The sequence below is a fragment of the Streptomyces sp. Act143 genome, from assembly GCF_003143935.1.
GTDB lineage: Bacteria > Actinomycetota > Actinomycetes > Streptomycetales > Streptomycetaceae > Streptomyces.
Window position 1 is genome coordinate 6,681,698 of sequence record NZ_QFRX01000001.1, and the last position, 14,078, is coordinate 6,695,775.

At 72.6% G+C, this 14,078-nt stretch carries 9 protein-coding genes; 4 read left to right on the forward strand and 5 right to left on the reverse strand.

All coding sequences use genetic code 11. The annotated features are described in order from the left end of the window. The first annotated feature begins 7 nt into the window (after nucleotides 1-7). The 3 genes from DI272_RS30635 to DI272_RS30645 all read left to right on the forward strand — a co-directional run bounded on the left by DI272_RS30635 (nucleotide 8) and on the right by DI272_RS30645 (nucleotide 7,402). Nucleotides 8-4,261 carry a HAMP domain-containing protein gene (locus DI272_RS30635; RefSeq protein WP_109498429.1) on the forward strand — a complete coding sequence of 1,418 codons (4,254 nt, stop codon included), beginning with the start codon at nucleotides 8-10 and terminating at the stop codon, nucleotides 4,259-4,261. Nucleotides 4,262-4,337: 76 nt separating this feature from the next. Next, on the forward strand, nucleotides 4,338-6,854 hold the full coding sequence (locus DI272_RS30640; RefSeq protein ID WP_258314730.1) for a SpoIIE family protein phosphatase: 2,517 nt from the start codon (nucleotides 4,338-4,340) through the stop codon (nucleotides 6,852-6,854). Between the two features lie 116 nt (nucleotides 6,855-6,970). Continuing rightward, nucleotides 6,971-7,402, forward strand: coding sequence for an ATP-binding protein (locus tag DI272_RS30645; RefSeq protein WP_109498430.1), 432 nt, complete (start codon nucleotides 6,971-6,973; stop codon nucleotides 7,400-7,402). 5 nt (nucleotides 7,403-7,407) lie between these two features. On the opposite strand, the gene DI272_RS30650 is transcribed toward DI272_RS30645, so the two are convergent. Both DI272_RS30650 and DI272_RS30655 read right to left on the reverse strand, forming a co-directional pair. Then, a complete protein-coding gene (locus tag DI272_RS30650; RefSeq protein WP_109498431.1) occupies nucleotides 7,408-7,818 on the reverse strand; it encodes an ATP-binding protein in 411 nt (136 codons plus the stop codon). A gap of 474 nt (nucleotides 7,819-8,292) precedes the next feature. Next, nucleotides 8,293-8,628 carry an STAS domain-containing protein gene (locus DI272_RS30655; protein WP_181387365.1) on the reverse strand — a complete coding sequence of 112 codons (336 nt, stop codon included), beginning with the start codon at nucleotides 8,626-8,628 and terminating at the stop codon, nucleotides 8,293-8,295. Nucleotides 8,629-8,841: 213 nt separating this feature from the next. Between DI272_RS30655 and DI272_RS30660 the strand changes: the two genes are divergently transcribed. Further along, nucleotides 8,842-9,255 carry an STAS domain-containing protein gene (locus DI272_RS30660; protein ID WP_109498433.1) on the forward strand — a complete coding sequence of 138 codons (414 nt, stop codon included), beginning with the start codon at nucleotides 8,842-8,844 and terminating at the stop codon, nucleotides 9,253-9,255. A 74-nt stretch (nucleotides 9,256-9,329) separates the two neighbouring features. On the opposite strand, the gene DI272_RS30665 is transcribed toward DI272_RS30660, so the two are convergent. The 3 genes from DI272_RS30665 to DI272_RS30675 form a co-directional block, all read right to left on the reverse strand. Beyond that, nucleotides 9,330-10,889: a mucoidy inhibitor MuiA family protein gene (locus DI272_RS30665; RefSeq protein ID WP_109498434.1), complete on the reverse strand. Its 1,560-nt coding sequence runs from the start codon at nucleotides 10,887-10,889 to the stop codon at nucleotides 9,330-9,332. 6 nt (nucleotides 10,890-10,895) lie between these two features. Continuing rightward, complete coding sequence (locus tag DI272_RS30670) at nucleotides 10,896-12,968, reverse strand: DUF4139 domain-containing protein (RefSeq protein ID WP_109498435.1); 2,073 nt, start codon at nucleotides 12,966-12,968, stop codon at nucleotides 10,896-10,898. A gap of 156 nt (nucleotides 12,969-13,124) precedes the next feature. Next, nucleotides 13,125-13,982 carry a YhjD/YihY/BrkB family envelope integrity protein gene (locus DI272_RS30675; protein ID WP_109498436.1) on the reverse strand — a complete coding sequence of 286 codons (858 nt, stop codon included), beginning with the start codon at nucleotides 13,980-13,982 and terminating at the stop codon, nucleotides 13,125-13,127. Between the last annotated feature and the right edge of the window lie 96 nt (nucleotides 13,983-14,078).

Genomic DNA, 14,078 nt, shown 5'->3' on the forward strand with positions numbered 1-14,078 from the left:
GGTGCGGATGACCGGCAAGACGATCGAGGCCGTGGACCGGTCCCCGGGTGAGCCGGAGCTGCGGCAGCTGCTGGCGGGGCTGACCGCCGTCCGGGACGGTGACTTCGGCACCCGGCTGCCGTGCGACGGCGAGGGCCTGCTCGGTGACATCGCCACGGTCTTCAACGGCATGGTGGACCAGTTGTCGCTGTTCACCTCCGAAGTCACGCGCGTGGCCCGTGAGGTGGGCACCGAGGGCACCCTGGGCGGCCAGGCCGAGGTGCCGGGCGTCTCCGGCACCTGGGCCGACCTGACCGACTCGGTCAACGCCATGGCGGGCAACCTCACCACACAGGTGCGTGACATCGCCCAGGTGGCGACCGCGGTGGCCAAGGGCGACCTGTCGCAGAAGATCGACGTGCCCGCACGCGGCGAGATCCTCCAGCTGAAGGAGACCGTCAACACGATGGTCGACCAGTTGTCCGCGTTCGCCGACGAGGTCACCCGGGTGGCCCGCGAGGTCGGCAGCGAGGGCCGGCTGGGCGGTCAGGCCCAGGTGCCCGGTGTCGGCGGTGTCTGGCGGGACCTGACCGACTCCGTCAACTTCATGGCGGGCAACCTCACCGCGCAGGTCCGCAATGTCGCCCAGGTGACGACCGCGGTCGCGCAGGGCGACCTCTCGCAGAAGATCACGGTCGATGCGCGGGGCGAGATCCTGGAGTTGAAGAACACCATCAACACGATGGTCGACCAGTTGTCCGCGTTCGCCGACGAGGTCACCCGGGTCGCCCGGGAGGTCGGCACCGAGGGCCGGCTGGGCGGCCAGGCCGACGTCAAGGGCGTCAAGGGCACCTGGCGGGATCTCACGGACTCCGTGAACTTCATGGGAGGCAATCTCACCGCGCAGGTCCGCAATGTCGCCCAGGTGGCCACCGCGGTCGCGCAGGGCGACCTCTCGCAGAAGATCACGGTCGATGCGCGGGGCGAGATCCTGGAGTTGAAGAACACCATCAACACGATGGTCGACCAGTTGTCCGCGTTCGCCGACGAGGTCACCCGGGTCGCCCGGGAGGTCGGCACCGAGGGCAATCTCGGCGGCCAGGCGATCGTCCGCGGTGTGTCGGGGACCTGGAAGGACCTGACGGACAACGTCAACGTGATGGCCTCGAACCTGACCGGCCAGGTCCGCTCCATCGCCCAGGTGGCCACCGCGGTCGCCCGCGGTGATCTGTCACAGAAGATCACCGTCGAGGCCAAGGGTGAGGTCGCCGCCCTGGCCGACGTCATCAACACCATGGTCGACACCCTGTCCGCGTTCGCCGACGAGGTCACCCGGGTCGCCCGCGAGGTCGGCACCGAGGGCCGGCTCGGGGGACAGGCACACGTGCCGAACGTGGCCGGCACATGGAAGGACCTGACGGACAACGTCAACTCCATGGCCAACAACCTCACCGGCCAGGTCCGCAACATCGCCCTGGTGACGACGGCCGTGGCCAACGGTGACCTGTCGAAGAAGATCGATGTCGACGCCCGCGGCGAGATCCTGGAGCTGAAGACCACCATCAACACGATGGTCGACCAGCTGTCGTCGTTCGCCGCCGAGGTCACCCGCGTCGCCCGTGAGGTGGGCAGTGAGGGCCGGCTGGGCGGCCAGGCCGAGGTGGAAGGCGTCGAGGGCACCTGGAAGCGCCTCACGGAGAACGTCAACGAGCTGGCCGGGAACCTCACCCGGCAGGTGCGGGCGATCGCGGAGGTCGCCAGCGCCGTCGCTGAGGGCGACCTGACGCGCTCCATCACCGTGGAGGCCTCGGGCGAGGTCGCCGAGCTCAAGGACAACATCAACTCCATGGTGGAGTCCCTGCGCGAGACCACCCGGGCCAACCAGGAGCAGGACTGGCTCAAGACGAACCTCGCCCGCATCTCCGGCCTGATGCAGGGCCACCGGGACCTGCCGGTCGTCGCCGAACTGATCATGGACGAGCTCACGCCGCTCGTCACCGCCCAGTACGGCGCCTTCTACCTCGCGGAGGACACCGAGAGCGGACCCGAGCTGCGGCTGGTGGGCGCCTACGGCTGGCCCGACGACGCCGACCGGCCCGTACGCATCCCCGTGGGACGCTCGCTGGTGGGGCAGGCCGCCCGCAGCCGGCGGGCCATCGCCGTGGACGATCTGCCGCCGGGCTACGTGACCATCTCCTCCGGCCTCGGGCAGGCCGTGCCCAGCGCCCTGATGGTGCTGCCGATCGTGGTGGAGGAGCAGGTCCTCGGCGTCATCGAGCTGGCGTCCGTCATCCCCTTCACCCAGATCCACCAGGACTTCCTGGCCCAGTTGATGCCCACCATCGGCGTCAACCTCAACACCATCGTGGCCAACGCCCGCACCGACGAGCTGCTGGACGAGTCCCAGCGGCTGACCGCCGAACTGCAGTCTCGCTCCGAGGAGTTGCAGACCCAGCAGGACGAACTCCAGCGCTCCAACGCAGAACTGGAGGAGAAGGCATCCCTGCTGGCCTCGCAGAACCGTGACATCGAGGCCAAGAACCTGGAGATCGAGCAGGCGCGCCAGGAACTGGAGACCCGCGCCCAGGAACTGGCACTGGCGTCGAAGTACAAGTCGGAGTTCCTGGCCAACATGAGCCACGAGCTGCGCACCCCGCTCAACAGCCTGCTGATCCTGGCCCAGTTGCTGGCCCAGAACCCCTCGCGCAACCTCACCCAGAAGCAGGTCGAGTACGCGGGCATCATCCACTCGGCGGGCTCCGACCTGCTGCAACTGATCAACGACATCCTCGATCTGTCGAAGGTCGAGGCGGGAAAGATGGACGTCGCCCCCGAGCGCGTCCCGCTGCGCAAACTCCTGGAGTACGTCGAGGCCACGTTCCGCCCGATGACGACCCAGAAGAGCCTCGACTTCACGGTGGCCACCGCCCCGGGCACCCCCGCCGACCTGCTCACCGACGACTCCCGGCTGCGCCAGATCCTGCGCAACCTGCTGTCGAACGCGGTGAAGTTCACCGAGCAGGGGGGCGTGGAACTGCGCATCGAACCCGCCGCCGACCGGGAGGTCCCGCTGGGCGTCCTGCGTGGCGGGCCGATCGTCGCCTTCCGGGTGAAGGACACCGGCATCGGCATTCCGCAGCAGCAACTGGAGACGATCTTCGGCGCGTTCCAGCAGGCCGATGGAACCACCAGCCGCAAGTACGGCGGCACCGGCCTGGGACTGTCGATCACCCGGGAGATCGCGCACCTGCTCGGCGGGGCCGTCACCGTCGACAGCACACCCGGCCAGGGCAGCACCTTCACGCTGTACCTGCCCGTGGCCCGGGCCGACTTCGAGGAGGTGCTCGGCAGCGGCCGGTCGCCGGAACAGCCGGACGAGGCCGCCATCTCCAAGGCGCCGGCCGGTTCCCCCGGGGCGCATGAGCACCGCAGGCGCCGCCTGCTCGTGGTGGAGGAGCGGCTGCGCGGACTGCTCACGCTGGTCGCCGAGCGCGCGGCCACGGACATCGCGCACCCCTCCGACGACGCGCGCGGGACGATCGACATCATCACCGCCGTCGGCGCCCAGGAGGCGGCCGCGGCGCTCGCCGCCGAGCCCTGCCACTGCGTCGTGCTGGAACTCGGCATGCCCGACGACGAGGGCGCACAGCTGCTGGAGGCCATGCAGGGCGACTCGGCGCTGAGCAGCGTGCCCGTGCTCGTCCACACCAGCCAGCGCGTGGACCTGGCGCGGGAGAAGGCCCTGCGAGCCCGCGCGGGCGGCCGCCCCCTGGCGTTCCTGTCCAGCCTGGACGAGCTGCGCGAACAGATCACCCTGCACCTGTCCGCCGAGGAACCCGGCGACGTGCTGCCGCTCGTGCGCGCCGAGGAGCCCCAGCAGGCCCTTTCACCGGTACTGGACGACTCCTTCCTGGGCCGCACGGTCCTCGTCGTCGACGACGACGCGCGCAACCTCTTCGCCCTCAGCGGCGTGCTGGAGCTGCAGGGCTTCCAGGTCCTGCACGCCGACAACGGCCGCAAGGGCATCGAGATGCTGCTCGCCCACCCCGAGATCTCGCTGGTGCTGATGGACGTGATGATGCCGGAGCTGGACGGCTACGCCGCCACCGCCGAGATCCGCCAGATGCCGCGCTACGCCGACCTGCCCATCATCGCCGTCACCGCGAAGGCGATGCCGGGCGATCAGGAGAAGAGCCTCGCCTCGGGCGCCAACGACTACGTCACCAAGCCCGTCGACGCCGACGACCTCTTGGGCCGCGTCCGGCGCTGGCTGCCCGTATGAGAGCGGGCAGCGCCGTCGTCAGCCCCCGCGGGCCCGCAGCCCGCCCCGGACGTCCGAAGCGAGGAACAGCGTCATCGTGAGCCGACCCCAGCAGCCCCCCGACCCCGCGGGCATCGGCACCGGCGAGCAGCCCGCCGACGCCTCCGCGACCGCCGGGGAGCCGGCCTTCGGGCGGGTGGCCGCCGCGCTGCCCGCCGCCCGCAGCGCAGACGACGCGGCGGCACTCCCGGCCGACACCGAGGAGGCGGCCACCCGGATCTCTCCCGTCGGACGGCTCGCGTCGACCGTGGAGCGCCTGCGGCGCGAGGTGCGCGCCGCCCAGGCGGAGGCGGACGGGCGGGCCCTGATCGAACTGGCCAAGGGCATCCTCGTCGAACGCCTGCGCTGCGGTCCGGCGCAGGCCGCCCGCCAGTTGGCGGAGCTCACCGAACAAGCGGGTGTGACACCGCTGGAGTTCGCCGTCGAGGTGATCAACCAGGCATCCCGCGACCGGCTCTCGGAGGTGACGGCCGCCTTCCTCGCGGCCACGACGGGACAGTCCCAGGGAACCGGCGCGGCGGGTCAGGGTTCGTCCGCCGTCGGACTGCGTTCCGCGGAGAGCGCCGCCCTGGCCGCCCAGGACGCGCAGACCGTCGCCGACTCCCTGCTGGCGCACGCGCTGGCCCCGCTCGGGGCGGGGGCCGTGGCGATCTGGGCCCTGGGCGCCGACGGCTCGCTCACCCTCGCGGGCAGCGCCGGGTTCTCCGCCTCGGAAGCCGGGCGCTGGCGGCACGTACCGCCGGGCGTGACCACCGTGGCGCGCCGCGGGCTGGCCGCCCGCACCGGTCAGTGGATCGGCTCCTTGTCCGACACCGGTCTGCCCTCCGTCGGCCAGCACCAGTTCCCGCACGGCGGCCGGGTCGCCATGCCCGCGGGCGCCGCGGGCCGGATCCACGGCGTCCTGGAGATCGTCTGGCCCACCTCGCTGGAACCCCAGCCCCCGCAGATCGTCCGCCAGATCGAGGCCCTGGCGGAGCTGTGCGCGCACACCCTGGAGACGTACGCCCTGCGCCGTCCCGACGGCGGCCCGCGCGTCCTGCCCGACGCCGCCGAGCTGATGGACCTGGCCGACGGACTCCACGACCCCGCCCTGGTCCTCGTCCCGCATGTCGACGCGGGGGGCGAACTCGTCGACTTCCGGATCCACCACGTCAACGCCCGCTTCCTGGACCCCGCGGGCCGGCCGCGGGGTGTCGTCAACGGAGCGCTGCTCCTGGAGGCGTACCCGATGGCCGCCGGCGACGGCGGACTGTTCGAACAGGTCGAGCGGGTGCACGCCACGGGGGAGCCGTTCCGCGCCCAGCGCATGCGGCTCACCGCGCTGGTGGGCGACGTGCCGCTGGCCGCGGTCGCCGACATCAGCGTCAGCCGGCACGGTGGCAGCGTCCTGCTCATCTGGCGCATAGAGGACGAGACGGCACGCCTGGCCAACCTGCTCCAGCACGCCCAGCGTCTGGGCCGGATCGGCGGTTTCGAGGAGAACCTCCTGACCGGCGAGATCACCTGGAACGGTCAGCTCTACCACCTCTACGGCCAGCCGGCCTCCCTGGGCCCGATCCCGCTGGAGGACCTGCCCGCCCACGCCCACCCGGACGACGCGGTCGCCATCGGCCGCTTCCTGCGCACCCTGCTGCACCACCACCGGCCGGCGGCCACGGCCTTCCGGCTGCAACGGCCCGACGGCGTCACCCGGCATCTGCGCGTGGCCGCCGAGCCGGTCCTCGACTCCGACGGCCGGCTGCACCTGGTACGGGGCGCCTACCAGGACATCTCGGCCCACCACTGGACGGAGGTGGCGCTCGCCGCCACCCGCGACCAGCTCGCCCACACCGAGCAGCAAGCCAGCGAACGCCACCGGCTGACGCTCCAGTTGCAGCACGCCATCATGCCGCCGGCGCAGGCCCCGCTGGAGGCGCCCGGACTGCGGGTGGCGGTGCGCTACCGGCCGGCCGAGACCGAGCAGTTGGTCGGCGGCGACTGGTACGACGCCGTCGTCCTGCCCTCCGGGCTGGTCCTGCTGTGCGTGGGGGACGTGGCCGGCCACGGCATCGAGGCCGCCACCAGCATGGTCGTGCTGCGCAACGCGCTCCGCGGCCTCGCCGTCACCGGTGCCGGACCGGGCCAACTGCTGTCCTGGCTCAACATGGTGGCCCACCATCTGACCGGGGCCGTCACCGCCACGGCGGTCTGCGGTCTGTACGATCCCGAGCGCCGCAGCCTGCGGTGGGCCCGGGCCGGGCATCTGCCGCCGGTCCTGGTGCGCGGCACCGAGGCGACCCCGCTGCCGCTGGTCAAGGGGATGCTGCTGGGCGCCGTACCGGAGGCGACGTACGAGGAACAGGAGATGCAACTGGCCGTCGACGACACCCTGCTGATGTACACGGACGGCCTGATCGAACGGCGAGACCGCTCCGTCGAGGAGTCGCTGACGCATCTGCTGACCACCGCGCGCACGCTGCAGCCCGCCCTCGAACAGCAGTTGGACCGTCTGCTCACCCACAGCAGGTCGGACACGGACGACGACACCTGTGTCGTGGGCATCCGGGTGGCCTAGACGGGCGGGTCCGGTCGCCTTTCGTACGAGTAGCCTCGCCGCCTTCGGGAAGACAGAGAACCGCAGGGACAAGCGAGTCGGGTCGGCAGCGGCGCGGCTCCTGGTGGAAAGGCGAGATGACGACCGAGCACCACTGGCAGGGAGGTCCGGCGCCCGGGGACAGCCTGGAGCAGGCCAGGCGCTACCGGGGCGAACTGCACGACGTGACCGACGCCCGCCTCGACACCGAGCGTTACCTCGACGATCTCGCGCGGGTGGCGCCGCCGGCCGCGCCGGAGCACTGGGACGACATCCTTCTGGTCGTCGCCGAGCTGACCGCGAACGCGGTGCAGTACGCGCCGGGGCCCTTCGAGGTGCGGCTGCGCAGGACCTTCGACGGCGTCCACGTCGTCGTCCACGACACCAGCAGCACACCGCCGGCCCCGCGCCCCTTCCACCGCGACGGAGACGGTGGGGTCGGCTGGTATCTGATCCACTCGCTGTGCAGCCAGGTCAGTGTCGTCACGACCCGGGACGGCAAGGACATCCACGTGTTTCTGCCCTGGTGAGGAGGCTAGGGCCGGCTGCGCAGCGGGACCAGCACGCTGATCGTCTTGCCGCCGCCGGGGCGCCGCTGCACCACGATGTCACGCGCCAGGCGGAGGATGATCGGCCAGCCGTAGCCCTGCCCGTGTCCCGCCAGGGGGAGGGCGCCGGAGCCGTGGATGTCGGGGACGAGGTCGCTGTGGTCGTGGACGGCGAGCCGGACGCCGTCCGGGGTGGCGGTGGCCTCGAAGGCGGCCAGGCCGTCACCGTGCCGCAGGGCGTTGCTGACCAGTTCGGAGACGACGAGCAGCAGATCGACGACGTCTTCCTCGCGCGCCGTGCGGGATGGCGTGTCCCACATCTCCCGGACGACCGACCGCGCGTACTCCCGGGCCGCCGCCGCGGTCGTCACCGCGGTCGTACGGTCGGACCGGCTCACCGCTCGACCACGGCTCGGGGCCTCTCCGCAGGCGGCCGACGGTCCTGGCCGAGGGCGAGGATCGTTGCGTCTGGTGTCATTTCAAACGGCCTTTCGATACCTTGGGTGAAGGGTCCCGCCCCTCCCGGGCGGTGTCGAGAGGGCGCGCCGCGCCGGATGCGGCCCGTGCGGCCTGGCGGAGCCGCGGGACGCGCCGGTCACGGGAGCGACGAGCGTGTGCCGGGAGTGCGCACTTCCGGCGATGCGTCCCACAGGCGCCCGCGACGCGGATCGCCCTCGCCCGCCTTCCATGCGCTCGGACGACGGTGAAGTCCCGGGCGCTGTGTCACGCGGTGTGCGGTAGCGAACGGATGGTGAACCGCTGTCGTGCGCCCACAGCAGCGGATACCCGGCCTGCCCCGGGTGCATTCGGGGTGATTTTCCAGGTACCCACCGGTGGCCCGGGACCGCGCCGGCGCGGCGCGCCGGGGGCGGTCAGTTCGGGCTGGGGGAGCGCAGGTACACCTCCCACTGCCCCTCGGGACACAGGTCTGCGGCGAGGGTGAGCAGCCGGCGCGGCTGCGGCCGCAGACCGACGATCCGCAGCAGACCGCCGCGTCGGGTGACGGAACCGTCGACCGAGAGGAGGAGGTGGAGGAGCGCCGAGTCCACGAAGTCCACGCGGGCGAGGTCGAGGGTCAGCCGGCGTACGGAAAGCGGCAGTCCGGTGGCCGCGCTCTCGATGGCGGGCCGGGCGCGGTCGTCGATGTCGTCGTCCACGGTCAGCGTGGCGGCGTAACCGCCGGGACTCAAGGTGAGGCGAGTGCCCATCTTTCGGGCCCCCTTTCCTGGGGGTTGGCGGCCGGGGAACGGCCTCTGGGCTCCCTCCACCGTGTCACGTGTCGCCGCGCACGTCGAACAGCCCGCCGCGGAAGGGACATGACGTGCGCATTCACGGGTAAGCGCGCATCCGCGGCGCACGCCGCGACCCGCAGGCGTCAGCATCACCAGGCCTGGCCGTAGTACATGTCGTTGGAGGTACACGTGTCCGTTGCCCAGAACCCCCTGTCCGTCGAGGTCACCCTGCTGCGGGACGACGTGGCTCTGATCAAGGTGCAGGGCTACTTGGACGTCGACACAGCGACCGAGTTCCAGCACCATCTGGCCAACCAACTGCACCACGGCCGACGCCACTTCCTGCTCGATCTCACGGACGTGCCGTTCATGGACTCGTCCGGCATGAACATCATCCTGCGCGTCTACCAGGAAGTGCGGACCCTGCCCGGCAGCGTGCACATCATCGCGCCCATGCCCGCCGTACGCCGGATTCTGGATCTCACCGGCGTCAGCATCACCGTCCCGGTGTCGGAGAGCGCCGAGCAGGCACTAGCCCTGGTCGACCAGCCGCAGCCGCAGCCGCAGCCGCAGCCGCAGCCGCAGTCGCCGTCGCAGTCGTGACCGAGGGGCGGGTCAGTGGGGAACGCGGGCGCCGGGTGCCTCCCTGAGGCCGCCCGGCGCACGCCGTGCCGGAGTCAGAGCCCGGTGACCTTGCCGCTCGCCGAGAGTTCGTAGACGAGCGTGAGCGTGCGGCGGCCGTCCGGGGGCAGGGCGACGTCCCAGCGGGCGATGCCCTCGGCGTCTACCGCGTCCGGGGCCGGGGAACACGCCTCCTTGCGCAGCCGGACCTCCACAGCCGACACCTCGGAGACCGGGATGCGTTCCCGTACGGTCACCACCTGCTCGCCCGCCGCTCCCGGGGCGGAGAAGCGGGACAGGTGCAGACGCACCGTGCGGGTGACGACGGTGCGCTGGGTCAGGGCGGTGGAGTCCCGGGACTCCTCCACCTGGCGCAGCACCCGGTAGTCGTCGTGGCTGCCGAAGGCGAGCTCCAGGGGTGCGCCGGGGGCGGTGAAGTCCAGCGTGCCGCGGCCGCCGTACCCGGCCGCCCCGACCAGGTCCACCGGGCCTGCCAGCAGCGCGTGCCCCGCCGGGTTGTCGCAGCGCACCACCTGCGTCACGAGCGGGGACAGCTCCGGGGAACAGGCGTACTCGCTGCGCGCCACCGTCGTGGCCACGGACAGCGGGACGCGGTGTGCGCGGCCGTCGGCGGGAACGCGGACGGTGGCGGGGGAGCGCAGGACCTGGGTACGACCGCCGTCGTCCACCCCGGGCAGGCCGAGCACGGGGAGCGGGCCCAGCTCGGCGATCTCCTCCTCGCGCAGTTCGACGGCGACCGTGCGCCGCTCCGCGGGGGAGCGGTCGGTGAGCGTCAGCCGGTCCGGGGTGAGCCGGGGCGGCTCGGTGGCCAGCGCCGAACGGGCCGTGGACAACGTCAGGTGTACGTCCGTCCAGTCCTCGCCGGTGCGCTGCCAGACCATGGCGTCGGTCTCGAGGGTGAGGTGCTGGCCGTCCAGCACCGCCCGATAGGCGGGGCGCCACAGCGCGCACGCGGTGAGGTGACTCAGCCGCAGCCGGGCGGGTCCCGCGACGGCGGCCTCCAGGGTCAGCTCGACATGGCCGATCAGTTCGGCCGGGTGCCGTTCCGACAGTTCGACGGCGTGTTCGGCCTGGTGGAGCTCGGTGGCGAGGGCTTGGAGACGGGCCTCGACGGTCCGCAGGTGCTCGCCGTGCGTGTCACGCTCGTCGTCCACCCGGTCCAGTTCAGCTGTCCAGCGTGCGGTGTCGGTCTCGCCGTGGCCGGCCCCCTCGCCGATCTCCCGCAACAGGTCGGCGGCGAGACGGGAGAGCAGGTCGAGGCGGGCACGCAGCCGGTCGCGCTGCCGTTCGAGAGCCGAGCGTTCCTCCGTGAGGGCGTGCACGCGCAGGCGCAGAGCCGAGTCGTCGGCGCCGGGCAGTGGGCCGCGCGGAGTCCAGGCCCGCACGATCCGGGCGTCGAGGACGGTCGCCCCGCCGTCGGCGGTCACCTCGGCGTGGAGCGTGTGGTCGACCGCCAGGGCGCTGATCGGACCGAGACGCAGCCGCTGGACACCGGCCTGAAGGTCGAGGTGGGCGGACCGCTCGACCTGGGCCCGGTCTTCCAGGCAGGTGACGGCGGTGACGGGCAGCGGGATCGGGTCGAGGTCGGTGGTCATGCTGTGTCAGCTCCTGCGGTTGCCGCCGACCAGGGCCTTCGCGGCCGGGATGCGGATCTCGTAGCCGCCCTGCCGGGCGGCGGTGCCTCCGGCGGGCAGGTCGACACGCCACACGCGCGTGCCGGGGGACAGGTCGTCGGTGGCCGCGGTGTGCCCGGGGACGGTCCAGTCGGCCTGTTCCTCGATGCGGATGTCCGCCTCGCCGGAGACCGGTACTTGTTCGCGGACCTCGACGGTGACGGGGGTGGCGAGGGCATTGGCCAGTTCCACGTGCACACCGTGGGCGAGCACGGTGACGTTGTTGCGTAGCCCGGCCGTCGACTCCTTGAGGCTGGTGCGGCGGGTGACCCGGATGCCCTCGGCCGGCCCGAGGCCCATCCGCCGGGTTCCGCCGGGGGCGAGGGTGGGCAGCGCGGCACTCACCACGAAGTCGTCGTCCACCCGGACCTCGACGGGACCGGCCAGGAGTGCCTGGTCGGTGGCGTTGGACAGCACCAGAGCCGCGTACACCCGCTGTTCCACCGACGGCACACAGACGTACTCGGTGCGCAGACCGACCGGAATGCGGCCGATGGTGACGGTGTGCCAGGTGCCGTCCGAGGGGACGTCGGCGCGGGCGACGGCGTCGTAGCGGTGGTCGAAGGAGCCGGCCGACGCGCGGGGCCGCACGGCATGTGTGGGCAGCGGCAGCGCGGTCACCGCCTCGGCCCGGCGGCGGTGTTCGACGGCGACGGCGTCGAAGGACGGGGTGGGGAACAGCCTGCCCCTGCGCTGTGCGGGCTCCTCGGGGCCGCTGAGGACGAGGGCGGCGTAGTCGAGTTCGGCGCCGCTGGGCTGAGGCGGGCCGACCGGTGGGGCAGGTGGCGTCGGCGGCGGGACCATCGCGCCCGAGGGGGCCGCCGGCGCGGCTGCGGGTGCCGCCTGGGGCGCGGCGGCGAGAGCGGCGCTCCTCGGCGGCGCCGCCTTGGCGAAGGCGGCCGGTGCCGGTGGGCCGCCCGGGGCCGCGGGGGCCGGGGGCGGGGCGCCGCCGTACATCGGGCGGCTGGGCGGCACGGCCGCGCCCGCGGACGGGGGAACGGGCGGGAGGGCGGCAGCGTGCGTGCCGGGGGACCGGGTGACGGCGCCGACGCTGACGGATGCGGAGGCCGGAGCGGGAGAGGGCCCCGCGGAGTCGTACGCGGTGAACAGGTCGCTCAGCCCGGCCGGCGGCTCACGCCAACCGGAGGGCTCGGGCGCGGGCTGGCTGCGGCCGATCCGCAGGGAGCGCAACCGCGGCAGCTCCGCACGGCGCCCGAGGTCGGCGGTGGCGAGGGCGATCCGCACGCCGGTCCAGTCCTCACCGGTGCGCTGGGCCACGCCGGCCCGCAGCACCAGGGCGCCGGTGTCGTCGCCCTGACGGCAGGTCAGGCGGTACGCGGGTACCCATACGGCGCCCGGAACGCCGTACTCGATCTGCAGCCCCACCTCACCGGTGCCGCCGTCGAGGGTCACGTCCGCGCAGACCGTGGTGTCGATCCGTCCGGACGGTGCGTCGGTGGAGGCGTGGCGCCGGCGGTCCTCGGCGACGGCGAGGTCGTGCTCAAGTCGGCGCAGTTCTGCCTCCGCATCGGCGAGGCGCTCGTGCAGGCGCGTCAGACGCTCGCCCGCGAAGTCCGCGAGCGTCAGCCACGCCTCGGCGGGGGTGCGACGGTGGTGATCGGGGTCGTCACGCTTGCGCGGCGGGGGAACCGGACGGAGATCGGTGATCTCCTTGATGCGCTCCACGAGCCGGGCGCGCCGCTCCCGGGCCGCGGCGCAGGCGTCGTCCAGCCGTTCCTTCTCTTGCAGCAGAGCGTCACCGGAGTCGTCGGCGGGCTCGGCCTCCACCTCGATGCGCACCCCGGTGACCCGTGCGCCGGAGCCGTCCACGACCCGGGCCCGCACGGAGCCCGGGTCCACCGTGCGGGGCAGCCCCGTCACCCGCACCCGGCCGTCGGGCGGAACCGTGCCCCGTGCCAGCCGGCTGCACAGCGCGCCCTGCGCGTAGACCACCACCGCGTCGAGAGCCGACTCCCATCGCGGCAACCCCTCGGACTTCATGCGCTCAGCCCCCCGTCATGTCCGTGCGGGCGAAGCCTAACCTCCGCACGGCCACGCGGTGTTGCCCCCAGTGCGACAGACGAGCACCGCGGCAGGCGGCCTCGGCACGGACCACGCCGCAAGCAGTGGCCGCGGGGGCGACGCCGCTTCGTGCGCTTACGCGCCCTGAACAGGCTCTCGCTCGCCCGGCTCCCGTCCCAGGTACCGGTTCAACGGCGGTTCCTCCGCCAGTACGGCGCCGATGGTCACGGCGAAGGTGATCGCGCCGCATACGACGATCAGCCAGGACAACAGGGTGAGGACCAGGCCCAGAGAGCCGTACTCGCCCAAGGCGCGGTTGAGCGCGGCCGGCATGTAGAGCCGCGCGGTCAGTCCGAGGGCGGTGGTGGCGGCCCCGGCCAGGAGCGCTCCGGGCAGCAACGGCAGCCAGGGGACGCGGCCGGCGAGCAGCAGGTGCTGCGTCCACAGCCATACGCCTGTGCTGACGAGGAAGGACAGCGGGACGCCGAGCCAGACGCCCGCACCGAAACCCTCGTGCACCGGCGCCTGCAACAACACGACCAGGACGAGTGCGAGCAGCCACACCACCCAGCGCCAGGCCGCGATCCTGGTGCCCGCTTTCGGCAGTCTCCAGGCTCGTTCGCACACCCGGGTCATGGCGCGGCTGAAGCTGGTGGCGGAGATCAGGGCGACGACCAGTCCGATGAGGCCGCTGGTCTCGCGCAGGCCGCCGTCGGGTGAACTGCCCAGCACCTGATCCAGCTCCCGGCCTGCCTGACCGGTCAGGCCGAACATCGCGCGCAGGGATTCCCGCAGTTGGTCGCGGACGCTGTGCGGCGTGAACGCGGCGACCGCGAACAGCAGCGGCACCGCCGCCAGGAACGCCTGCGCGGCCAGCCTGGTCCCCGCGTCGAGGAGATTGCCGGACAGCAGGCGGCCCGTGAGTTCACTGATGACGGGAAAGCGCGCTTCGGCCTGGGTGCGCAGGCGCTCCACCCGGGTCACCCACGTCATACGGCCTCCTGACACGCCCGCCCCGTCCCGCAGGGCCAGTCAACGTGTCCCTCACCTGCGCTGTCGCGTGGTGGTGATCCGATCGGGTTCCCCCCG

Coding starts and splice junctions, on each gene's coding strand:
- DI272_RS30635 (WP_109498429.1), top strand. CDS start 8: ATGACCGGCAAGACGATCGAGGCCGTGGACCGGTCCCCGGGTGAGCCG.
- DI272_RS30645 (WP_109498430.1), top strand. CDS start 6,971: ATGACGACCGAGCACCACTGGCAGGGAGGTCCGGCGCCCGGGGACAGC.
- DI272_RS30655 (WP_181387365.1), bottom strand. CDS start 8,628: ATGGGCACTCGCCTCACCTTGAGTCCCGGCGGTTACGCCGCCACGCTG.
- DI272_RS30665 (WP_109498434.1), bottom strand. CDS start 10,889: ATGACCACCGACCTCGACCCGATCCCGCTGCCCGTCACCGCCGTCACC.
- DI272_RS30670 (WP_109498435.1), bottom strand. CDS start 12,968: ATGAAGTCCGAGGGGTTGCCGCGATGGGAGTCGGCTCTCGACGCGGTG.
- DI272_RS30675 (WP_109498436.1), bottom strand. CDS start 13,982: ATGACGTGGGTGACCCGGGTGGAGCGCCTGCGCACCCAGGCCGAAGCG.